The sequence below is a fragment of the Skermanella stibiiresistens SB22 genome (assembly GCF_000576635.1).
Taxonomy (GTDB): domain Bacteria; phylum Pseudomonadota; class Alphaproteobacteria; order Azospirillales; family Azospirillaceae; genus Skermanella; species Skermanella stibiiresistens.
The window spans coordinates 1-21593 of record NZ_AVFL01000014.1; the positions used below are offsets into that span (position 1 = coordinate 1).

Below are 21593 nucleotides of genomic sequence, written 5' to 3' on the forward strand. Positions count from 1 at the left end.
CGCTATCGCGTCGCGTGCTGGGCGGCGCCGCGACGGTGGCCTTGGCGGGCAAGCTCCGCCAGCTCACAGGCGAGCGCCTGCCCCGGATCGGCGCCGCCCTGCCGGCTGCCGCGGCGAGACCCTCGGGAGCCGGCGACGTGCTGGGGATTCCGGTCGTCTACATCCCGAGCTGCGCCACCCGGACCTTCGGCGCCTCGCCGGGAGCGCCCGAATCCGACGCCGTGCCGGACCGCTTCGCGGCGCTGCTCGGCAAGGCCGGCTTCAACGTGTTCTATCCGGAAAACCTCGGCGGGCTGTGCTGCGGCCAAGCGTTCGAGAGCAAGGGACACGCCGCGCAGGCCGACGCGATGACCGCCGCGATGGCCGACGCGCTGTGGGCGGCGAGCGAGGAGGGCAAGCACGCCATCGTGATGGACGCCTCCGCCTGCACGCTGCGGCTGCGCCGGAACTTGGGGGCGTTCTTTGGCGGACGGCTGACCGTGCTCGACAGCATCGAATTCCTGCACGATCAGGTGATGCCCCGGCTCGACGTCGCCGCCAAGGAGACGGCGCCGATCCTGGTCCACGTCAACTGCTCGGCCCAGCGATTGGGGCTGGGTGGCAAGATCACGGCCCTGGCGGCCGCCTGCGCCGAGACGGTGATCGTCCCGGAGGGCGTCGGCTGCTGCGGTTTCGCCGGCGACAAGGGCTTCGACACGCCGGAACTGAACGAACACGCGTTGCGCCATCTGCCGGCGTCTGTGCCGTCGGGTTGCGAGGGCGGCTATTCCTCCAACCGGACCTGCGAGATCGGGCTGTCGGAGCATTCGGGCGTGCCGTACCGCTCGATCATCTATCTGGTGGACAGGGTGACGCGGCGGCGCTGACGCTGGTCACGCCACCTCGGCCAGCAGGATGCTGGTCTCGGAATGGGAGATGGCGCGGTTGGACCGGATCTCGCCCAGGACCCGGTCCAAGGTCACCAGATCGGCGGTGTTGATCTCCGCCACCAGATCCCAACGGCCGTTGGTCGAGTGGACGCGGGTGACCTCGGGGATGCGCTTGAGGGCGCCGACCACCGTCTTGTGGTCGCTCGACCGGACCTCCAGCGAGGTGATGGCGCGGACCATGCCGGATTGGGCGTCGCCGCGCAACCGGACGGTGAAGCCCAGCAGCACCTTGTCGCGGATCAGCCGGTCGATGCGGTTCTGAACCGTTCCGCGCGAGACGTCGAGATGCCGGGCCAGCGTCGCGGTCGGCAGCCGCGCGTTGTCGCGCAGCAATTCGATCAAGCGCTGGTCCGTGGCGTCGAGGGAGAGGGTGTGTTGACGTTCCGCCATGATCCGTTGACGAAGTGATAAGGAAGCCGGCGAATGATAGCACATCAATGACTATCCGTTGACCGCCGCCAGCGGCATCCTCACTCGACTTTCAAGGAGTGGAGCGGATGTGTGCCATGCGGCGGATGGAAACGATGGGTTCGAGGCGCGGCGGCCCGGTATCGCTGCTCGGCATTCCGTTGGAACTGGGCGCCGCCGAAGCCGGTTCGATCATGGGACCGGCGGCGCTCCGGACGGCGGGGCTGCCGGCGCTGCTCGGCGCCATGGGCCATGACGTGGTCGATCGCGGCGACCTGCCGCACCCGGCGCCGGTCGATGTCGCCATGGCGGCGGACGACGCCAATGTCTGCCGCAACCTTGGACAGATCGCCGCCTGGACCCGGATGATCCATGACCACGCCCATGGCATGGCGCGGGAGGGCGGTTTTCCGATATTCCTGGGCGGCGACCACAGCCTGTCGATGGGTACGGTCAGCGGCATCGCCCGCCACTGCCACGAGATCGGCCGCGATCTGTTCGTGCTCTGGCTGGACGCGCACGCCGACTTCAACACGCCGGCCACGACACCATCCGGCAACATGCATGGCATGTCGGTCGCCTTCGCCTGCGGCGATCCGAGCCTCCGGCCCCTGCTGGGCGACCGGCCCTTCATCCCGGTGAAGGCCGATAACGTCCACCTCTTCGGCCTGCGGTCGATCGACACCTGGGAGCGCGAGGCCGTGCGGGGATGTGGCATCCAGGTGTCGGACATGCGCGACATCGACGACCACGGCGTCTCCACGCTGCTCCAGCGCTTCATCGACCAGGTGGCCGCCGCCGGCGCCCATCTGCATGTCAGCCTGGATGTCGACTTCCTCGACCCGAGTCTGGCGCCCGGTGTCGGCACCACCGTGCCCGGTGGTGCCACATACCGCGAGGCGCATCTGATCATGGAGATGCTGCAAGAGAGCGGGCTGGTCGGCTCGCTCGACATCGTCGAACTCAACCCTTTCCTCGACGAGCGCGGCAAGAGCGCGCGTCTGCTGACCGAACTGACCGCCAGCCTGTTCGGCCGCACCATCATCGACCGCCCGGCGCGCCAAATCCGCGTCGCCTGACAGGAGCCACCGCCATGAACACCGCCACCTCGCCCGGAATGTCCAGGACCAGAAGCGCCGACCTGATCGAGCTCGAACACTCGCTCGGCGCCCACAACTACAAACCGCTCGATGTCGTGCTGACCCGCGGCGAGCGCGTCTGGGTCTGGGACATCGATGGCGACCGCTATCTCGACTGCCTCTCGGCCTATTCGGCGGTCAACCAGGGCCATTGCCATCCCAGGATCCTCGCGGCCATGGTCGAGCAGGCCGGCAAGCTGACCTTGACCTCGCGGGCGTTCCGCAACGACCAGTTGGCCCTGTTCTACGAGGAACTGGCGGCGTTGACCCGCTCGCACAAGATCCTGCCGATGAACAGCGGCGCCGAGGCTGTCGAGTCGGCGATCAAGGCGGTCCGCAAATGGGGCTACGAGGTCAAGGGCGTGCCCGAGGGCCAAGCCGAGATCATCGTCTGCTCGGACAACTTCCATGGCCGAACGATCGGCATCGTCGGGTTCTCGACCGATCCGGACGCCCGCGGTGGCTTCGGCCCCTTCCCGGCGGGCTTCCGCGTCATCCCGTTCGGCGACGCCGACGCGCTGGAGGCCGCGATCACCCCAAACACGGTCGGATTCCTGGTCGAGCCGATCCAGGGCGAGGCCGGCGTGATCATTCCGCCCGCCGGCTATTTCCGCCGGGTCCGCGAGCTGTGCACCGCCAATGGCGTGACCCTGATCCTGGACGAGATCCAGACCGGTCTCGGCCGCACCGGCCGCCTGCTGGCGGAGGAGCACGAGGGTATCGAGGCGGATGTCACCCTGATCGGCAAGGCGCTGTCGGGCGGCTTCTATCCCGTTTCCGCCGTGCTCTCCAACACCGAGGTGCTGGGCGTGCTGAAGCCGGGCCAGCATGGCAGCACGTTCGGCGGCAATCCCCTCGCCTGCGCCGTGGCGCGGGCCGCGCTGAAGGCGCTGACGGAGGAGGACATGATCGGGAACTCGGCCGGGCAGGGCGCCTATTTCAAGCATCACCTGGAAGGGATGGGGGGTGGCGCCGTGCGCGAGGTCCGCGGGCGCGGGCTGATGCTGGCGGTCGAGCTTCACCCGGAGGCTGGCGGTGCAAGGCGCGCCTGCGAGGCCCTGAGGGCGCGCGGCATCCTGGCCAAGGACACCCACGGCCACACAATCCGCTTGGCACCGCCGCTGGTCATAACCCGCGACGAGATCGATTGGGCGCTGGAGCGGATCGAACCCGTGCTGGCCGCGCTGGGTTAAGGTTTCTCCCATTGCTTAAAGCTGTGTATTGCGTAGTTCGGCTCGAGCGGAGCGGCGGCCGACACCACTTCCAGCACGCCTGTTTGTCGGCTGCCGCTTCGCTCGAGCCGACCTACGGTGGAGTCGAACCTAGCCCAGCGCCTCCTTGATCCGGCACAGGATGCGGATGAACTCCGCCTTGTTCTCGGGACCGATGATCTCGTTCAGCCGCGCCTCGTGATCACGCGACACGGGGCCGAACGCCGCCAGCGCCGCCTCGCCGTCGCGAGTGAGCGAGAGCGCGTAGCTGCGGCGGTCGGTCGAGATCGGCTCCCGCCGCACCAGCCCGCGCCGGACGAACTCGTTCAGCATGGGGGTCAGGGTGGATTTGTCACGCCCAGCCGCCGAACTGATCGCGGTCTGCGTGACGCCCGGATTGTTGGCGATCAGGGTCAGCACCGTCAGGTGACCGGTCTTGTACGGCACGTTGGTCTCGATGCCATCGAGCTTCTGGTTGAAGGCCTGTTGCGACGCTTCCACCGCCAGCCTCAAGTGAAACGCTATGCGTCCATTGAGATTGTCGAGATTGAGCCCGACCTCTGGGGCGACCGCCAAATCCCGTTCAAATGGAGTGCTGGATTCCGTCGATGCCGGACTTCTTGTCATGTTTTCATGCTCCCCTCGCCTGGGAGCATAAACGCATGTCTCGACTTCAATCAATCATGGTCGTTATCATCCGGGCGGGCGGCGGAGATCAGCCCTGCCGCCAGAAGAAGTAGACCGTCATGGCGCTGGCGATCACGACGACGGCGAGCTTCAGCAATTTCTGGTCGATCAGCCTGGCGCCCCTGGCACCCGCGTAGCCGCCCGCGACGGAAGCCAGCGCCATGGGCAGCGTCACCGGCCAATGGACGGCGCCGGCCACGATGAAGGCGGCGACGGCCGCTCCGTTCATCAGGGTCGCCAGCAGGATCTTCAGCCCATTCATGGCGTGGATGTCGCTCATGCCGAACAGGGTAAGGGCCGCCAGCATCAGGAACCCGATGCCGCCGCCGAAATAGCCGCCATAGATCGAGATGATGAACTGCACCACCAGCACGGCGGCGCCCGACAGCTTCATCCGCGCCGACACCGTCTTGGGCGCGAAGTTGCCGAGCGCGAAGACCACCGTCGCGAACAGCATCAGCCAGGGCACCAGATCGGCGAAGACGGCGTTGGGCGTGTACAGCAGCAACAGGGCCCCGACCAGCCCACCCACCAGGCTCAACCCGATGAAGGCGGGCAGGCTGAACTGTGTGATCCCCAGGATGTCGCGGCGATAGGCCAGCGCGCTGGTCGCCTGACCAGGGAACAGCGCCACCGTGCTCGACGCGTTGGCCAAAACCGGCGGCACGCCGGCGAAGATCAAGGCGGGGAACGTGATGAAGGCGCCGCCGCCGGCGATGGCGTTGACCACCCCGGCGGCGAACGCCGCGACAACCAGGAGCGCTATGGAGAGCATGGTGCCAGTTTAGTCCGCCTTGATCGGGAGGACGAGCTGGAAGGCTTTGATGGTCATGCGCTTGCGGTGATAGAAGCGGTGCGCGTCGCCCCGCTGGACGCCGGAGATGATCTCCATCTGCGCGCAGCCGCGCTCCCGGGCCTGACCCTGGAGCCAGTCGAACAGCTTGTCGCCGAAGCCGTGCGAGCGCTGCTTGGCCGACGTCACCAGATCCTCCACATACATGTACTTGCCACGCGACAAGGTCTCATGGACGCGGAAGCCGGCGCAACCCGCCACTTCGCCGTTGAACCAAAGCAATGCCAGATTATAGCCGTCGTCCATCTGGCGGCGGATCTGGTCGCGATATGCCGCGGGATCCTCGTACTGGGTCCTCAACTCCCGCATCACCGCGAAACTGGCGCCAATGTCGGCGTCGTTCTGGGCGAAGGTGATGGTGAATTCCTGTCCTTCCATGGCGGGCACTTTCCTCCGGTTATTGTTGTGTGGCACCTTCTTGTAAAAATACCGTATACCAAATACCAGAGGCTCCGCAAGCGCCAGATTGAGCCCGAGTGGGCTTCAGCCCGCCTCGTTGGCGAACCAGTTGGCCGACAGGTGGTCCTCGACCGAGCGGACCCCCGCGTGGCTCTCCGCCGCGATGATCAGCGCCCGCCGCTGCTCGTCGTTCTCGACCGAGCCCCACAGTTGGACGACGCCGTCGGCGACGACGACATTGATCCGGCGATGATCGACCCAGGCCTCGCGCTTGAGCAGGTCGGCCAGCCCGCTTCGGATCTCCTCGTCGGTCGCGCTGGTGAAACCGGGCCGGTCGCTGACCAGACCCTTCAGCAGGTTGGCCCGGCTGACGATCCCGACCAGCTTGCCGCCCTCGACCACGGGGACGCGTTTGATGCCGTTCCGCTCCATCCGTTCCGCGATGTCGCGCAGGCTGGCGTCGGGCGCCACGTCCACCACTTCCCGGGTCATGACATCGCCGGCGTGTAGCCCATGCGACTTGATGAAATCGCCGACGTCGCTGCCTTGGCCGATCAGCATCTCCAGCCAGCTCGGCTTGGCCCGCTCGGTTCCGGTCTCGACCCGGCGCAGCAGGTCACCCTCGCTGACGATGCCGAGAAGGCGGCCGTCGGGGCCGACGACGGGCACGCCGCTGATCCGCTTCTCCAGCAGCAGTTCCGCCACCATCGAAACCGGAGTGTCCGGCGCCACGGTGATGACCGGCGTGGTCATGATGTCTTTCGCTCGCATGGCTCTTGTTTCCTCCTATGGGCTCCCCGGCAGGCCGGGGTGGGCCGGTCAATCGAGAAAATCGTGGCCGAGAAAATCGCGGCTCTTCTGGATGTGTTGGGCGAGATCCAGGTTGTGGTCCAGGATCGCGGTCCCGGCGGCGTCGGGGTCGCGCGGCGGCAGCGCCGCCAGGACGCGGCGCTGGCAGGCGGCCGCCTTGGCCGCCTGTTCCTCGGACAGCAGTTCCAGCCTGCGGATGCTGCGCATGTGGGGGGCCATGTTGCCGGTCAGCGACCCGATCAGCGCGCAGCCCGAAAGCGCGATGAGCCCCAGGCCGAGCTCCATGGCGATATCCGGATAGGCGTCCGGCGCGGGATCGCCGGAGCGCCGCAGGAGGGCGTCCAGCTCCTCGTCGGAGGCCCGCGCCAGGGCCAGCCGCGCCGCCATGCTCTCCAAGGCCGCCCAGACGACAACCATGTCGACGACCTCCCGCCGGGTCTTCCGCACCACCACGATGCCCCGCCGGGGTACCGCCCTGACGAAACCCTCGTGCTCCAGCAGGATCAGCGCCTCGCGTACCGGTGTCCTGCTGATGCCGAGCGTCTGAGCGACCTCCCGGTCATCGATCCGGATCTCGCCGCGCTGGCCATAGACGTCCATCGCCAGGATGGAGCCCTTGAGCGCCCGGTAGGCCTGCATCTTGAAGCTGACTTCCTCGATCCCTGGTCCGGCCAGCGGAAGAAGGGTGACCATGGCATGCCCTCCTCATTTCAGGGAAACCGCCGGCTTGGTCGCCTGCCGGGGCCGCAGCCGGGTGATCGCCAGGGAGATCACCGGCCAGAACAGCATCGTCAGGGCCAGCGTCACGATCGTGCCGACCAGAGGGTTGGACCAGAAGATGCTCAGATCGCCCTGGGACAGCAGCATCGCCTGCCGGAACGAGCTTTCCGCCATGTCCCCAAGGACCAGGGCCAGCACCAGCGGGGCCAGCGGATAGGACAGCTTCTTGAAGATGTAGCCCAGCACGCCGAACACCAGCATGACGGCGATGTCCATGAAGGCGTTGTGGACGGTGTAGGCGCCGACGGCGCAGATCACGATGATGATCGGCGCGATGATGCTGAAGGGGATGCGCAGGATCGAGGCGAACAGCGGCACCGTCGTCAGCACGACGATCAGGCCCACGACGTTGCCCAGGTACATGCTGGCGATCAGGCCCCAGACGAACTCCTTCTGCTCGACGAACAGCAGCGGGCCGGGCTGGAGCCCCCAGATCAGCAATCCGCCCAGCAGGACGGCGGCGGTCGGCGAGCCGGGGATGCCTAGGGTCAGCATCGGCAACAGGGCGCTCGTCCCGGCGGCGTGGGCGGCGGTCTCGGGGGCCACCACGCCCTCCATCTCGCCCGTTCCGAATTTGGCGCCGTTCTTGGAGAAGCGCTTGGCCAGACCATAGCTCATGAACGAGGCCGGCGTGGCGCCGCCTGGCGTGATGCCCATCCAGCAGCCGACGATCGCGCCGCGCACCGCCGTGGCCCAGTACCTTGGCAGCTGCTTCCAGGTTTCCAACACGACCTTGGAGTTGATCTTGGCGCTCTTGCCCTTGAAGGCGAGGCCCTCCTCCATGGTCAGCAGGATCTCGCCGATGCCGAACAGGCCGATGACCGCGATCAGGAAGTCGAAGCCGCGCAGCAGTTCGACCGAGCCGAAGGTCATGCGCAATTGGCCGGTGACGGTGTCGAGCCCGACGGCGGCCAGGGCGAAGCCCAGCATCATCGCGGTCAGGACCTTGAACGGCGATTCCTTGCCCATGCCCACGAAACTACAGAATGTCAGGAGCTGGACCGCGAAGAACTCCGCTGGACCGAACTTCAACGCGAATTTCGCGATCAGGGGGGCGAGGAAGGTGATCAGCACCACCGCGACGAAGGCGCCGAGGAACGACGAGGTGAACGCCGCCGTCAGCGCCTCTCCGGCGCGGCCCTGCTGCGCCATGGGATGGCCGTCGAAGGTCGTCGCGACCGACCAGGGCTCGCCGGGAATGTTGAACAGGACGGAGGTGATGGCCCCGCCGAACAAAGCTCCCCAGTAGATGCAGGACAGCATGATGATCGCCGAGGTCGGCGACATGCTGAAGGTCAGCGGCAGCAGGATCGCGACACCGTTGGCGCCGCCCAATCCGGGGAGCACGCCGATCAGCACGCCCAGCGTGATGCCGACGAACATGTAGACGATGTTCATGGGGTCGGCGAGAACGCCGAAGCCATGCATGAGATTGACAAGAGATTCCAAGGCACCCCTCCCCCGTGACCGACGCCCGTTGGGTGGCGCGGTCTTCCGGTCCAGCCGTGATGCTAAAAACGTTGGGTCTCGACGCGCGCCCGCGTGACGGGCGACGCTGGATCAGTGGATCAGTAGCCGAGCATCGTTTCGATCGGTCCCTTGGGCAGCGGCACCAGGAACCAGATCTCGAACATCATGAACAAGGCCAGTGGGATCAGGATGGCGATCGGCAGGATGGTCTTGATCGGGTATTTGCCCAGCCAGGCCATGAAGAAGGCGATGAAGATCGCCGCCGCCAGATAGATCCCCAGCACCCAGATCAGCCCGACGAACACGATCGTCGGGATCAGGACCTTGAGCACCAGCGTGAACTGCCCGCGCTCCACGAAGGTCGAGGTGTTGGGCGTCTTGCTCAGGATGTTGGTCAGAAGGATCACGCCGCTCGAGATGAACATGATCACGCCGACATAGAACGGGAAATATCCGGCTTCCGGTCCGTCGCTGGCCCAGCCATTACCGACCCGGTTGCTGTCGACCATCACGACGACCGCAACCGCCGCGAACATCAGCGCCACGGCGATTTCCATGGTGTGATGCGTCGCGACGGCGTCCTCGTCGCTTTTCCTATGGGAACTCTTCTTTGAGATCATGGGGCACCTCACCTGCTTCCTGCTCGAAGGAGGGGTCCCCGGCGGTCGCCGCCGGGGACCGCCGCGGGACCGGACTCACTTCGCCAGGAAGCCGGCCTTCTCCATCAGAGAGCGGTGGGTGGTCTCGGCCTGGGCCAGCCAGGTCTTGTACTCGTCCCCGGCCTTGAAGGTCGTGTTGAAGGCGCCCTTCGCCATGAAGTCCTTCCAGTCATCCGTCTCGCGGACTTTCTGGAACAGCTCGACATAGAACTTGGTCTGGTCGGCCGTCACGCCGGGCGACATGAAGATGCCGCGCAGCATGGTGTATTCGACATCCAGCCCACTCTCCTTGCAAGTCGGCACGTCGTTCCACGACTTGCCCTCCGCGATCGGCTCCTTCAGCTGGATGCGCTGGCTGTCGAACACGCAGAGCGGGCGCAGCGCTCCGGCGCGCCATTGGGCGACCGCCTCGATCGGGTTGTTGACGCTGGCCGTGATGTGATTGCCCACCAACTGCGCCGCGACATCGCCACCCCCCTTGTAGGGAATGTAGGTGAAGGTGGTGCCGGTCGTCTGCTCGATGGCGGCCGTGACGATCTGGTCCTCCTGCTTGGACCCGGTGCCGCCCATCTTGAAGCTGTTGGCGCCGCCGGTCTTGGCGGCGTCAACGAACTCCTTGGGCGACTTGTAGGCGCTTTCGGAATTGACCCACAGGATGAAGTTGTCGAGCGCCAGCATCGCCACCGGCGTCATGTCCTTCCAGGAGAACGGCACGCCGGTCGCCATCGGCGTGGTGAACAGGTTGGACAGGGTGATGATGATTTTATGCGGGTTCCTGTTCGATCCCGAGACGTCCAGGAAACCCTCGGCGCCGGCGCCGCCCGACTTGTTGATGACGACGACCGGCTGCTTCATCAGATTGTTCTTCTGAATGATGCCTTGGATCATCCGCGCCATCTGATCGGCGCCACCGCCCGTACCGGCGGGAACGATGAACTCGACGGATTTCGTCGGCTCCCACGCCAGTGCGGCGGAAGAGGTCAGTGTCGTGGTGGCGATGGCGGTAAAGGAAAGGCAAGTGATCGCGGCGGCCTTGGCCGAGCTCTTGAGGCTCTCCAGCGCAGTCATGTCAGACTCCTCCCTATGGCGGCGGTCCCAGTTTCCGCTCAACACCGTGAGCGGGCCGGCAACATTGTTGTCGTTGGTTTTCGACCGGTCGGGTAGTCTTAGCGCTGGTATATGGTATGTGGCATGGACCATACAAAGCAACAGGAATTTTGCGCGAAAGGAGGCTTTCGCGCAATATCGCAACGCAATAAGTCTTGGGAGATGTTGGCGGATACCGCTAAAGCCAAGGGCTTGAGGGACTGGGTCTAACCCTGTGGAAATAGTTCCTCAATGAAAGTTGGGATAATCACGGTCCAAATTCTCCTATTGGCAAGTTTGGACGAGTCAGGCGGCTTTCCGAAGATTGGTGTTGCTGACCGGAGAGTATGCCGCGCTTCGCCGAACCGGCTGCGCCATGGCGGCGACGTCGGTGGTGATTTCAAACAGCGCCTTGGGGTCTTTGACGATGATTTCAAGGATCACCGCCGCGAGACCGGCGGCGGCCACCGCGAGCACGATGATTTCCAAAGTCATGGAGCCAAGCATCTGGAGGTTTCCTTGTGTTTCGAGTTAATGCTGCGTTGCGATAAATATGGCAGAGCCGCTGTCCTATGACAATGCAAAAAATGCCGTATCTGGTATACAAAATTCACAGGCGTCGGGGACCGCGAAGTTTGGTTTCGGGGTGTTCGACCGTGGTCGCGCCGACCGTGGGACACGTCCTCCAAGGTGGTCGGCGGCCCTCGAGCATCACCGAAGATTTTATTGTTCGTGAAACAAAATCCATGTTATTGAAGAATTGGTGCTCGGGAAGACAGAGTGATGCCATGAAGAAAATGAAGTTTTTTGTGCGATGCAGCAATAAACTTTGGTGTCATATCCGTGAAATAAAAATTCTTCGCCGTCAGGCAGGGTCTCATTACTTTTCTCAAATCACTTTCAGTTGCAACAGTCGCCCGGCGGAACCCCCAAAATCCAAAAAACCTCTTCAGGGGCTGGCTCTTCGGCCAGCTTGATGGGGGCTCGTTCTCTCGGCATCCAAAAAGTGAAAAGACTGGGGAGGTGTCTTCAATGCAGAAAGTACTCATAGCGATTGACCAGATAAATACCTGGGTGGGTAAAATCTTTTCCTGGTCAATCGTTGTCATGACGTTCGTCATCACTTACGAGGTTGTGAGTCGTTACGTTTTCAAAGCGCCGACGACTTGGGCTTATGACGTCACCTACATGCTCTATGGCACACTGTTCATGATGGCGGGCCCCTATGCGCTGGCCCGAAACGGTCATGTCAGGGGTGACTTCCTTTATCGGAAATGGTCGCCACGGGTACAGGCGATGATGGATCTCACCCTTTACATCCTGTTCTTCTTCGCGGCGGTGTTGGCGCTGATGTATTCGGGATGGGGCTTCTTCAAGATCTCCTACATGTTCAACGAGCATTCGTCGTTCAGCCCCGACGGACCGCCGATGTGGCCGTTCAAGATGCTGATCCCCCTGGTCGGTTTCCTGCTGCTGTTCCAGGGACTGGCGGAAAGCGTGCGGTGCGTCATGTGCATCCGCAATGGATTTTGGCCGCAGCGCCTGCAGGATGTCGAGGAACTGGAGCAACAGATCTTGGCCGAAGCCGCCCAGAAGCGTGAAATGGGCGTGACCCCATGACCGATCCGCAACTCGGCATCACGATGCTCGTCCTGTTCATCGGGGTGATATCGCTGGGGTTTCCCATCGCCTTCACGCTGATGGCCCTAGGCCTGGGCTTTGGTTATCTCGGCATGGGCGACGCCATCTTCAGCCTGTTCGTCCAGCGGACATACGCCGTCATGTCCAACGACGTGCTGATCTCCATCCCCTTGTTCGTCTTCATGGGGTATCTGGTCGAACGCGCCAACATCCTCGACAGGTTGTTCCGGTCGATCCAGATGACGTTCGGCGCCATGCCGGGTTCGCTGGCGGTCGCGACGCTGGCGACCTGCGCCCTGTTCGCCACGGCGACCGGAATCGTCGGCGCGACCGTCACCCTGATGGGCTTGCTGGCCTTTCCCGCCATGCTGCGCGCCCGTTACGATACGCGGCTCGCGGCGGGCGTCGTCTGCGCTGGCGGCTGCCTGGGCATCCTGATCCCGCCGTCGGTCATGCTGATCCTGTACGGCGCCACCGCTGGCGTGTCGGTCGTCAAGCTCTACGCGGCGGCGTTCCTGCCTGGGTTGATGCTGACCGGGTTCTACATCCTATACGTCATGGCGATCGGCTTCTTCCGACCCCAGATGGCCCCGCCGCCGACACCGGAGATGATGGCGGGCGTCACCTGGGGGCGGGCGCTCAACGAGTTGGCGCGCTCATTCCTGCCGTTGACCGCCCTGATCTTCGCGGTGCTGGGCGCCATCTTGTTCGGCCTCGCGACACCGTCGGAGGCGGCCGCCATGGGAGCCCTTGGCGCCTTGGTCCTGGCCGCCGGCTATCGGGCGCTCACGTTGGAGAAACTGAAGGAATCCGTCTTCCTGACCGGGCGGACCACCGCCATGGTGTGCTGGCTGTTCGTCGGTTCCTTCATCTTCTCCTCGGTGTTCGGCTATCTGGGCGGACAGCAGGTGATCGAGGACTTCGTCATGAGCCTCGACCTCAATCCCGTCACCTTCATGCTGCTGGCCCAAGCGATCATCTTCGTGCTCGGCTGGCCGCTGGAGTGGACCGAGATCATCGTGATCTTCGTGCCGATCTTCCTGCCGCTGCTGGATAATTTCGGGATCGATCCACTGTTCTTCGGTATCCTGGTGGCGCTCAACCTGCAGACATCGTTCCTGTCACCGCCGATCGCCATGGCTCCCTTCTACCTGAAGGGCGTGGCGCCGAAGGGAGTCACGATCGAGCAGATCTTCGCCGGTGTCATGCCGTTCCTCGGCATCGTCGTCGTCTGCCTCGTGATGCTCTACGTCTTTCCGGAAGTGGCGCTGTGGCTGCCGGAAGCGATCTACAACTAACGCTTCTCAACTGAAAATCACCGGGTGGGCAAGCCCGGGATCGACCAACCCCAAGGGAGGAAATGTCCATGACCAACGAAATCGAGAAGACGGTCACCGAGACGGGAACCACGACGGAGACCGGGGCGACCGACACCGGGCCGGCCGCCGGCAATCGGCGCGGCTTCCTGACCGGAGCCGCCGCGGCGGTCGCCGGCACCGCCGCGGCCGGCATCTCCATGCCCAACATCGCCCGCGCGCAGACCATCACCATGCGCTTCCAGAGCACGTGGCCGTCGCGCGACATCTTCCACGAATTCGCTCAGGACTATGTCAACACCGTCAATGGCCTGTCGGGCGGGCGCCTGAAGCTCGACCTGCTCCCCGCCGGCGCCGTGGTCGGCGCGCTGCAGCTCCAGGACGCGATCATCGCCGGCGCGCTCGACGGCGGGCACGGCGTCGCCGGCTACTGGTACGGCAAGAGCAAGGCGTTCTCGCTGTTCGCGACGCCGCCGTCGTTCGGCTGGACCGCCAACCAGATGCTGGGATGGGTCCGCTACGGCGGCGGTCAGGCCCTCTATGACGAGCTGGTCCAGGACGTGCTCAAGCTGAACCTGGTCGGCTTCCTGATGGCGCCGATGCCGACCCAGCCGCTCGGCTGGTTCAAGAAGGAGATCACGTCGGCCGACGACATGAAGAACCTCAAGTACCGGACCAACGGCCTCGCCGCCGACATGAACCAGGAACTTGGGGCCGCCGTGACGATCATGGGCGCCGCCGACATCGTGCCGGCGATGGACCGCGGCCTGCTGGATGGCGCGGAGTTCAACAACCCGACTTCCGACCGCGTCCTGGGCTTCCCCGATGTCAGCAAGGTCTACATGGTGCGGAGCTACCATCAGGCCAGCGAGTGCTTCGAGGTCATCTACAACAAGGCCAAGTACGACAGCCTGGGCAAGGAACTCCAGCAGGTCCTGAAGATCGCCGCCGACGCCGCCTCGGCCGACATGGTCTGGAAGGCCATGTCGCGTTACCCCAAGGACCTGCAGGCGATCAAGGATCGTGGCGTCAAGGTTTACAAGACGCCGGACGCCGTTCTCCAGGCGCAGTTGGCGGCGTGGGACAAGGTGGTGGCCAAGCTGTCGGCCGACCCGTTCTTCGCCAAGGTTGTGGAGTCCCAGAAGGCTTGGGCGAAGCAGGTGGTCGGCTTCGAGATGGAGTGGGAAGTCCCGCGCGAGGCGGCCTACAAGCACTTCTTCGGCTGAGCGGCGTCGAAAAACTCCGACACCGATGACGGCGCGGATGGGCCGGCTCCTTGATTGGAGCCGGCCCTTTCGTTTTCGGACCCCAACCTTGGGAACGACCGCGCCGCAGCAAAATTCCGCATGGCGAAAAACCACTCCAAAGCTGTTGAAGCCTTCCCGTTTTGATGATTAGCATCTGGCATACAAGATACAGAAGCGATCGAAAACAATCGATCGATAAAGCCTGATCATAGGGAGGGTCGGAAAAATGCCCAAGATGACGGCGATCGAAGCGGCGGTCCATGTCCTGGAGAAGGAAGGCGTCACGATCTGTTTCGGCGTCCCCGGTGCCGCGATCAACCCCTTCTACTCGGCGCTCCAGCGCAATGGCAGGATCGGTCACATCCTGGCGCGCCATGTCGAGGGCGCCTCGCACATGGCCGAAGGCTACACCCGGGCCGAAGCCGGCAATATCGGGATCTGCGTCGGCACCTCGGGCCCGGCCGGCACCGACATGATCACCGGCTTGTACTCCGCCCAGGCGGACAGCATCCCGATCCTGTGCATCACCGGTCAGGCGCCACGCGCCCGCCTGCACAAGGAGGACTTCCAGGCGGTCGATATCGCCAGCATCGCCAAGCCGGTGACCAAGTGGGCGACCACCGTGCTGGAGCCGGCCCAGGTGCCCTACGTCTTCCAGCAGGCGTTCCACCTGATGCGCTCGGGCCGTCCCGGTCCGGTGCTGATCGATCTGCCGGTCGACGTCCAGATGGCCGAGATCGAGTTCGATATTGATACCTATGAACCCCTGAAACCCTACAAGCCGGCCGCGACCCGCCAGCAGATCGAGAAGGCGCTGGCGATGCTCGACGCGGCGGAGCGGCCGCTGATCGTCGCCGGCGGCGGCATCATCAACGCCGACGCCTCCGCCCAATTGGTCGAGTTCGCCGAGATCACCGGCGTGCCGGTCATCCCGACGCTGATGGGCTGGGGCACCATTCCCGACGACCATCCGCTGATGGCGGGCATGGTCGGCTTGCAGACGTCGCACCGCTATGGCAACGCGACGATGCTGAAGTCCGATTTCGTGATCGGGATCGGCAACCGCTGGGCCAACCGCCACACCGGGTCGGTCGCGACCTACACCAAGGACCGCAAGTTCGTCCACGTCGACATCGAGCCGACCCAAATCGGGCGGGTGTTCATGCCCGACTTCGGCATCGTGTCGGACGCCGGCGCCGCGCTGGACCTGTTCGTCGAGGTGGCGCGCGAGATGAAGGCGGCCGGCAAGCTGAAGGACCGTTCGGCTTGGGTGGCCGAGTGCCAGATGCGGAAGCGGACCATGCACCGCCGCACCGACTACGACAACGTGCCGATCAAGCCGCAGCGCGTCTATGAAGAGATGAACCAGGCGTTCGGCCAGGACACTTGCTACATCAGCACGATCGGCCTGTCCCAGATCGCGGGCGCCCAGTTCCTGCACGTCTACAAGCCGCGCCACTGGATCAACTGCGGTCAGGCCGGTCCCCTCGGCTGGACCCTGCCGGCGGCCTTAGGCGTGCGCGCCGCCGATCCGAAGCGGCGTGTCGTGGCATTGTCCGGCGACTACGATTTCCAATTCCTGATCGAGGAACTGGCGGTCGGCGCGCAGTTCAAGCTGCCCTACATCCACGTCGTCGTGAACAACTCCTATCTCGGGCTGATCCGGCAAGCCCAGCGCGGCTTCCAGATGGATTTCCAGGTCCAGCTGTCGTTCGAGAATGTCAACGCGCCGGAACTGAACGGCTATGGCGTCGACCACATCGCTGTCGCCCAAGGCTTCGGCTGCAAGGCGATCCGGGTCACCGACCCCGCCGAGATCCAGTCCGCCTTCGCCCAGGCCGACCGACTGATGGAGGAGTTCCAGGTCCCGGTCGTGGTCGAGATCATCCTGGAGCGGGTGACCAACATCGCCATGGGCACGGAGATCGACAACATCACCGAATTCGAGGATGTCCTGGATCTGCCGGAACACGAACCGCGCCGCGTCCTCGTCTGAGACGGCGACGACACGTTCCGAGCCACCCATCACGAAGGCCAACCCTGGGGGCGACCCCAGGGCCAACCATAGGAGTGCGCGTCATGCCGAAATTCGCGGCGAACCTGACGATGCTGTTCACCGAGCATGATTTCCTCGATCGATTCGAAAAGGCCGCCCAGGCCGGCTTCCGGGGCGTCGAGTACCTGTTTCCCTATCCGTACAAGCCCGAACAACTGGTGGAGAAGCTCCAGACCCATGACCTGACGCAGGTGCTGCACAACCTGCCCGCCGGGGATTGGGGCGCCGGGGAGCGCGGCATCGCCTGCCTGCCGGACCGGGTCGGCGAGTTCCAGGACGGCGTTGGCAAGGCGATCGAATACGCCAAGGCGTTGAACTGCCCGAAGGTCAATTGCCTCGCCGGTATCGCGCCGGCCGGTGTGGATGCGACCAAACAACGCGACACCTTCGTCGCCAACATCAAATACGCCGGCGACGCCCTCAAGGCCGAGGGCATCCGCCTGCTGATCGAGCCGATCAACACGATCGACATCCCCGGGTTCTATCTGACCGGCACCGCCCAGGCGCTCGATCTGATCGACCAGACCGGCTCGGACAACATCTTCGTGCAGTACGACGTCTATCACATGCAGATCATGGAAGGTGACCTCGCCCGCACGGTCGAGAAAAACCTGTCCCGGATCGGGCATATCCAACTCGCCGACAATCCCGGCCGCAACGAGCCCGGCACCGGCGAGATCAACTATCCCTTCCTGTTCGGCGTGTTCGACCGCATCGGCTACGACGGCTGGATCGGCTGCGAGTACAAGCCGCGCGGCCGGACCGAGGATGGTCTTGGCTGGTTTACGAACGCCTGAACGGCGCGCATAATCAAATTTGGAGGAAATACCATGGATGTGGGCTTCATCGGTCTCGGCATCATGGGGCGGCCCATGGCTGCCCATCTGCTCGACGCCGGCCATCGGCTGTTCCTGTACGATATCAATCCTGTCGCCGAGGATCTGACCGCCAAGGGCGGTGTCGCCTGCCAATCGGCGGCGGAGGTCGCGGGCAAGGCCGATGTCATCATCACCATGGTGCCCGACACGCCCCATGTGGAAGCGGCCCTGTTCGGCCCCAACGGCGTCGCCAAAGGTTTGTCCAGCGGCAAGATCGTGGTCGACATGAGTTCGATCGCGCCGATCGAGACGAAGCGATTCGCCTCCGAGATCAACAAGCTGGGCTGCGACTACCTGGACGCGCCGGTGTCCGGCGGCGAGGTCGGCGCCAAGGCGGCGTCGCTCACCATCATGGTCGGCGGCCCGGAAGAGGCCTTCGCAAAGGTCAAGCCACTGTTCGAGCTGATGGGCAAGAACATCACGCTGGTCGGCGGCAATGGCGACGGCCAGACGACCAAGGTCGCCAACCAGATCATCGTGGCATTGACGATCGAGGCGGTCGCCGAGGCCCTGCTGTTCGCCGCCAAGGCCGGCGCCGATCCGGCCAAGGTCCGGCAAGCCCTGATGGGCGGCTTCGCCAGCTCCAAGATCCTCGAACTCCATGGCGAGCGGATGATCAAGCGCAACTTCGAACCGGGGTTCCGGATCGAGCTGCACCAGAAGGACCTCAACCTGGCGCTCCAGGGCGCCCGTTCCCTCAATCTGGCGCTGCCCAACACCGCCAGCACCCAGCAACTCTTCAACGCCTGTGTCGCCCAAGGCGGCGCGCGGTGGGACCATTCCGGTCTCGTCCGCATCCTGGAAACCATGACTGGTTTCGAAATCGGCCAGAACGCCGACGCCATCTCCGGCGGCGACTGACCACACCCGGCGATGAGGACATGACAGACAGCCCGATCTTCCGACGGCACCGACAGACCAAGATCGTCGCGACCGTCGGCCCGGCCAGTTCGGCCCCCGACCAGCTCCGCCGCCTCATGCTGGCCGGGGTGGATGTCTTCCGGCTCAACTTCAGCCATGGCACCCAGGCGAACCATGGCGAGGTGCTGGCCCGGATCCGCGCCCTGGAGGTCGAGTTCGACCGGCCGATCGGCGTGATCGCCGATCTCCAGGGGCCGAAGCTGCGCATCGGCACCTTCGCCGACGGCGCGGTGACGCTGCGGACCGGCCGGGTCATCCGGTTCGATCTCGATCCGGCGCCGGGCAACGAGGAACGGGTCTGTCTGCCTCATCCTGAGGTGATCTCCGCCATGGGCGTCGGCAGCACGCTGCTGCTCGACGACGGCAAGGTCCGCGTCAGGGTGATCGAGCGGGGCGCCGACTTCCTGCTGGGGGAGATCGTCGCCGGCACCCGGCTGTCCAACAACAAGGGCTTCAACGTCCCGGACGTGACGCTGCCGTTGTCCCCCCTGACCGCGAAGGATCGCGCCGACATGGAATACGCGCTCGGCCAGGGGGTCGAGTGGATCGCCCTGTCCTTCGTGCAGCGGCCGGAGGACGTGGTCGAGGCGCGCGGCCTGATCGGCGACCGGGCCGCCATCATGCTCAAGATCGAGAAGCCGGCGGCGATCCAGCACCTGGACGAGTTGATCGAACTGGCGGACGCGCTGATGGTGGCGCGCGGCGACCTTGGGGTCGAGATGCCGGCCGAGGACGTCCCAAGCCTCCAGAAGAACATGATCCAGCGGGCGCGCGACGCCGGAAAGCCCGTCATCGTCGCCACCCAGATGCTGGAATCCATGATCGTCTCGCCGACGCCGACGCGGGCCGAGGTGTCGGACGTGGCGACCGCCGTCTATGACGGCACCGACGCGGTCATGCTGTCGGCCGAGACCGCCGCCGGGGCCTATCCGGTCGAGGCGGTGGCGATCATGGACAAGATCGTGGCGCGGGTCGAGCGCGATCCGATGTACCGTAGCATCATGGATACGCATCATCCCGGGCTGGGCAAGACGACGGCGGACGCGATCACCCATTCGGCCAATCAAGCCGCGCGGGCGGTCGACGCGAAGGCGATCGTCACCTATACAGAGTCTGGCAGCACGACGCTCCGCGCGGCGCGGGAGCGGCCACCGATGCCGATCCTGGCCATATCGATCCACGAGGAGACCTCGCGCCGGCTGTCGCTGTCCTACGGCGTCCACACCGTCCATGTGAGCAAGGGAATCAGCTCGTTCGGCGAGATGGTCCCGGAGGCGATCCGGATCGCGCTGGCGCATGGCATCGCCGGCATGGGTGACGAACTGGCGATCACCGCCGGCGTGCCGTTCGGGCGGTCGGGTTCGACCAACACGCTGCGCATCGTCCATCTGGAGCCGGAGCCCCAGTGATGGAGCCCAGTTGATCATGCCGGAGGTCTTGGTGCCGGAAGTGCTGATGGATTCGATGGCCGGCCAAGTGTTCGCGTTCGGCGATGGTGGAGCCGATGACGTGGTTGGTGGTTCGCCCGTCGATGTGTTGGGAAGCAAAGGCGCCGGTCTCGCCGAGATGAGCCGGTTGGGGTTGCCCGTTCCTCCCGGCTTCACGATCGCCACGGCGGTATGCGGCTCGTTGCGCGACACCGGCGCCTATCCGGAGGCTTTGCGGGAACGGGTTTCCGAAAACCTGCGGCGGCTCGAGGCGCTGACCGGCCAGCGCTTCGGTCAAGCCGTCGATCCCTTGCTGGTTTCTGTCAGGTCGGGTGCCGCCGTTTCGATGCCGGGCATGATGGACACCGTCCTGAACCTGGGTCTCAACGACGAGACGGTCGAGGGCTTGGCCGCCCGCACCGGCGACGCGCGCTTCGCCTTCGACACCTACCGCAGGTTCATACAGATGTATGGGGCCGTGGTGATGGGCCTCGACCACGGCGACTTCGAGGACATTCTCGAAACCATCCGCCACAAGCGCCGGCTCGACAGCGAGCTTGACGCCGACGATTGCCGGGCGCTGGTCCAAGCGTACCTCGCGATGATCCAGCGGGAGCTGAAGCGCCCTTTTCCGCAGGACGCCCATGAGCAGCTATGGGAGGCGATCGGCGCCGTCTTCCGCTCCTGGGGCACCAGGCGGGCGGTCCTGTTCCGCCGCCTCAACGGTATCCCCGATGAGGGCGGGACGGCGGTGACTGTTCAGGCCATGGTATTCGGCAATCGCGGAGGTTGTGGCGAAGCTGGAAGCGGGACCGGAGTGGCCTTCAGCCGCGATCCATCGACGGGTGACGACGCGCTGTTCGGCGAGTTTCTGCCCGATGCCCAGGGCGAGGATCTGGTTTCCGGCATCCGGACGCCGCGGCCGCTCGCGTGGCTCGCCGAGACGATGCCGCGGGTCCATGACGATCTGGCGGCCGCCGCGCGCCGGCTGGAGGCGCATTGCCGCGACATGCAGGACATCGAGTTCACCGTGCAGCAGGGTCGGCTGTACCTGCTCCAGACCCGGTCCGGCAAGCGCACCGTCGACGCGGCGGTCAGGATCGCGGTCCACTTGGCCGAAGCGGGGATCATCACACCGGCGGAGGCCGTTTCCCGCATCGATCCCAGTACCTTGGAGCAGCTTCTTCATCCGATTCTCGATCCGGCGGCGCCCAGGCGTGTGCTGGGGCGTGGGCTGGCCGCCGTACCCGGCGCCGTCTCCGGCCGCGTCGCCTTCGACGCGACCGAGGCGCTGGACCTGGTGGCGCGCGGAGAGCGTGTCATCCTGTGCCGGTCGGAGACCGACCCGGAGGATATCGCTGGCATCCACGCCGCCACCGGCGTGATCACGGCGCGTGGCGGCATGACCAGTCACGCGGCGGTGGTCGCCCGCGGCTTGGGCCGGACCTGCGTCGTCGCGGTTTCCGGTCTCGTCGTCGATCCTTCTGGTGTCAGTGCCACCTTGGGAGGTATGACGATCCGATGCGGCGACGTGTTGACCGTCGACGGATCGGCCGGGGAGGTGATGCTGGGCGCCGTTCCGACCATCCTGCCCGTCTTGTCGGACGAGACGGCGACCCTGATCGGCTGGGCCGGCGAGATGAGGTGGCTCGGCGGTGTTCCGGAAAGATTGTGAA

Annotated in this window: 21 protein-coding genes; 11 read left to right on the forward strand and 10 right to left on the reverse strand. The window is 64.9% G+C overall.

Annotated features, from left to right (window positions below):
• The coding region (locus N825_RS18640; protein ID WP_037455351.1) for a heterodisulfide reductase-related iron-sulfur binding cluster at positions 1-866 on the forward strand (866 nt) is incomplete at its 5' end.
• A gap of 6 nt (positions 867-872) precedes the next feature.
• Here N825_RS18640 and N825_RS18645 read toward each other — a convergent pair.
• Positions 873-1319: an Lrp/AsnC family transcriptional regulator gene (locus N825_RS18645; RefSeq protein WP_037455353.1), complete on the reverse strand. Its 447-nt coding sequence runs from the start codon at positions 1317-1319 to the stop codon at positions 873-875.
• 116 nt (positions 1320-1435) lie between these two features.
• Here N825_RS18645 and rocF point away from each other — a divergent pair, with 116 nt between their 5' ends.
• Together rocF and rocD are read left to right on the forward strand one after the other, a co-directional pair.
• The gene (gene rocF / locus N825_RS18650; protein ID WP_084164865.1) at positions 1436-2416 is read left to right on the forward strand and encodes an arginase; all 981 of its coding nucleotides are present in this window, start codon (positions 1436-1438) and stop codon (positions 2414-2416) included.
• Positions 2417-2430: 14 nt separating this feature from the next.
• On the forward strand, positions 2431-3669 hold the full coding sequence (gene rocD, locus N825_RS18655) for an ornithine--oxo-acid transaminase (RefSeq protein ID WP_281174370.1): 1239 nt from the start codon (positions 2431-2433) through the stop codon (positions 3667-3669).
• A gap of 129 nt (positions 3670-3798) precedes the next feature.
• On the opposite strand, the gene N825_RS18660 is transcribed toward rocD, so the two are convergent.
• From N825_RS18660 to N825_RS18700, 9 genes are all read right to left on the reverse strand, one after another.
• A complete protein-coding gene (locus N825_RS18660) occupies positions 3799-4314 on the reverse strand; it encodes a MarR family winged helix-turn-helix transcriptional regulator (protein WP_084164866.1) in 516 nt (171 codons plus the stop codon).
• 88 nt (positions 4315-4402) lie between these two features.
• On the reverse strand, positions 4403-5149 hold the full coding sequence (locus N825_RS18665; protein WP_037455356.1) for a sulfite exporter TauE/SafE family protein: 747 nt from the start codon (positions 5147-5149) through the stop codon (positions 4403-4405).
• Between the two features lie 9 nt (positions 5150-5158).
• On the reverse strand, positions 5159-5605 hold the full coding sequence (locus N825_RS18670; RefSeq protein ID WP_037455637.1) for a GNAT family N-acetyltransferase: 447 nt from the start codon (positions 5603-5605) through the stop codon (positions 5159-5161).
• A gap of 105 nt (positions 5606-5710) precedes the next feature.
• On the reverse strand, positions 5711-6397 hold the full coding sequence (locus tag N825_RS18675; RefSeq protein ID WP_037455359.1) for a CBS domain-containing protein: 687 nt from the start codon (positions 6395-6397) through the stop codon (positions 5711-5713).
• A gap of 48 nt (positions 6398-6445) precedes the next feature.
• Positions 6446-7129, reverse strand: coding sequence for a GntR family transcriptional regulator (locus tag N825_RS18680; protein ID WP_051512569.1), 684 nt, complete (start codon positions 7127-7129; stop codon positions 6446-6448).
• A 12-nt stretch (positions 7130-7141) separates the two neighbouring features.
• Positions 7142-8665, reverse strand: coding sequence for a tripartite tricarboxylate transporter permease (locus tag N825_RS18685; protein WP_037455362.1), 1524 nt, complete (start codon positions 8663-8665; stop codon positions 7142-7144).
• A 119-nt stretch (positions 8666-8784) separates the two neighbouring features.
• Positions 8785-9306, reverse strand: a complete 522-nt coding sequence (locus N825_RS18690) for a tripartite tricarboxylate transporter TctB family protein (protein ID WP_037455365.1) — start codon at positions 9304-9306, stop codon at positions 8785-8787.
• A 75-nt stretch (positions 9307-9381) separates the two neighbouring features.
• Complete coding sequence (locus N825_RS18695; protein ID WP_037455368.1) at positions 9382-10413, reverse strand: Bug family tripartite tricarboxylate transporter substrate binding protein; 1032 nt, start codon at positions 10411-10413, stop codon at positions 9382-9384.
• Positions 10414-10737: 324 nt separating this feature from the next.
• Entirely contained in the window at positions 10738-10938 is a 201-nt protein-coding gene (locus tag N825_RS18700; RefSeq protein ID WP_037455371.1) for a hypothetical protein, read from the reverse strand.
• A 525-nt stretch (positions 10939-11463) separates the two neighbouring features.
• Between N825_RS18700 and N825_RS18705 the strand changes: the two genes are divergently transcribed.
• The 8 genes from N825_RS18705 to N825_RS18740 all read left to right on the forward strand — a co-directional run bounded on the left by N825_RS18705 (position 11464) and on the right by N825_RS18740 (position 21592).
• Positions 11464-12051: a TRAP transporter small permease subunit gene (locus tag N825_RS18705; protein ID WP_037455373.1), complete on the forward strand. Its 588-nt coding sequence runs from the start codon at positions 11464-11466 to the stop codon at positions 12049-12051.
• Complete coding sequence (locus N825_RS18710; RefSeq protein WP_037455375.1) at positions 12048-13370, forward strand: TRAP transporter large permease; 1323 nt, start codon at positions 12048-12050, stop codon at positions 13368-13370. The genes N825_RS18705 and N825_RS18710 overlap by 4 nt, the downstream gene beginning before the upstream one ends.
• A gap of 68 nt (positions 13371-13438) precedes the next feature.
• Entirely contained in the window at positions 13439-14614 is a 1176-nt protein-coding gene (locus tag N825_RS18715) for a TRAP transporter substrate-binding protein (RefSeq protein ID WP_037455644.1), read from the forward strand.
• A 247-nt stretch (positions 14615-14861) separates the two neighbouring features.
• Positions 14862-16631 carry a glyoxylate carboligase gene (gene gcl, locus N825_RS18720; RefSeq protein ID WP_037455378.1) on the forward strand — a complete coding sequence of 590 codons (1770 nt, stop codon included), beginning with the start codon at positions 14862-14864 and terminating at the stop codon, positions 16629-16631.
• A gap of 83 nt (positions 16632-16714) precedes the next feature.
• Entirely contained in the window at positions 16715-17488 is a 774-nt protein-coding gene (gene hyi, locus N825_RS18725) for a hydroxypyruvate isomerase (protein WP_037455381.1), read from the forward strand.
• A 33-nt stretch (positions 17489-17521) separates the two neighbouring features.
• On the forward strand, positions 17522-18430 hold the full coding sequence (gene glxR / locus N825_RS18730) for a 2-hydroxy-3-oxopropionate reductase (protein WP_037455384.1): 909 nt from the start codon (positions 17522-17524) through the stop codon (positions 18428-18430).
• Between the two features lie 20 nt (positions 18431-18450).
• Complete coding sequence (pyk, locus tag N825_RS18735; RefSeq protein WP_051512570.1) at positions 18451-19899, forward strand: pyruvate kinase; 1449 nt, start codon at positions 18451-18453, stop codon at positions 19897-19899.
• Positions 19900-19915: 16 nt separating this feature from the next.
• Positions 19916-21592: a pyruvate, phosphate dikinase gene (locus tag N825_RS18740; RefSeq protein ID WP_198038548.1), complete on the forward strand. Its 1677-nt coding sequence runs from the start codon at positions 19916-19918 to the stop codon at positions 21590-21592.
• The last annotated feature ends 1 nt before the right edge of the window (position 21593 follow it).

Bases quoted from the DNA above. Each gene is read 5' to 3' on its own strand.
- N825_RS18665 (WP_037455356.1), bottom strand. From the start codon at position 5,149: ATGCTCTCCATAGCGCTCCTGGTTGTCGCGGCGTTCGCCGCCGGGGTG.
- glxR (WP_037455384.1), top strand. From the start codon at position 17,522: ATGGATGTGGGCTTCATCGGTCTCGGCATCATGGGGCGGCCCATGGCT.
- N825_RS18670 (WP_037455637.1), bottom strand. From the start codon at position 5,605: ATGGAAGGACAGGAATTCACCATCACCTTCGCCCAGAACGACGCCGAC.
- N825_RS18715 (WP_037455644.1), top strand. From the start codon at position 13,439: ATGACCAACGAAATCGAGAAGACGGTCACCGAGACGGGAACCACGACG.
- hyi (WP_037455381.1), top strand. From the start codon at position 16,715: ATGCCGAAATTCGCGGCGAACCTGACGATGCTGTTCACCGAGCATGAT.
- N825_RS18710 (WP_037455375.1), top strand. From the start codon at position 12,048: ATGACCGATCCGCAACTCGGCATCACGATGCTCGTCCTGTTCATCGGG.
- N825_RS18740 (WP_198038548.1), top strand. From the start codon at position 19,916: ATGCCGGAGGTCTTGGTGCCGGAAGTGCTGATGGATTCGATGGCCGGC.
- N825_RS18695 (WP_037455368.1), bottom strand. From the start codon at position 10,413: ATGACTGCGCTGGAGAGCCTCAAGAGCTCGGCCAAGGCCGCCGCGATC.
- rocD (WP_281174370.1), top strand. From the start codon at position 2,431: ATGAACACCGCCACCTCGCCCGGAATGTCCAGGACCAGAAGCGCCGAC.
- rocF (WP_084164865.1), top strand. From the start codon at position 1,436: ATGCGGCGGATGGAAACGATGGGTTCGAGGCGCGGCGGCCCGGTATCG.
- N825_RS18675 (WP_037455359.1), bottom strand. From the start codon at position 6,397: ATGCGAGCGAAAGACATCATGACCACGCCGGTCATCACCGTGGCGCCG.
- N825_RS18645 (WP_037455353.1), bottom strand. From the start codon at position 1,319: ATGGCGGAACGTCAACACACCCTCTCCCTCGACGCCACGGACCAGCGC.
- N825_RS18700 (WP_037455371.1), bottom strand. From the start codon at position 10,938: ATGCTTGGCTCCATGACTTTGGAAATCATCGTGCTCGCGGTGGCCGCC.
- N825_RS18690 (WP_037455365.1), bottom strand. From the start codon at position 9,306: ATGATCTCAAAGAAGAGTTCCCATAGGAAAAGCGACGAGGACGCCGTC.
- N825_RS18660 (WP_084164866.1), bottom strand. From the start codon at position 4,314: ATGACAAGAAGTCCGGCATCGACGGAATCCAGCACTCCATTTGAACGG.
- pyk (WP_051512570.1), top strand. From the start codon at position 18,451: ATGACAGACAGCCCGATCTTCCGACGGCACCGACAGACCAAGATCGTC.
- gcl (WP_037455378.1), top strand. From the start codon at position 14,862: ATGCCCAAGATGACGGCGATCGAAGCGGCGGTCCATGTCCTGGAGAAG.
- N825_RS18705 (WP_037455373.1), top strand. From the start codon at position 11,464: ATGCAGAAAGTACTCATAGCGATTGACCAGATAAATACCTGGGTGGGT.
- N825_RS18680 (WP_051512569.1), bottom strand. From the start codon at position 7,129: ATGGTCACCCTTCTTCCGCTGGCCGGACCAGGGATCGAGGAAGTCAGC.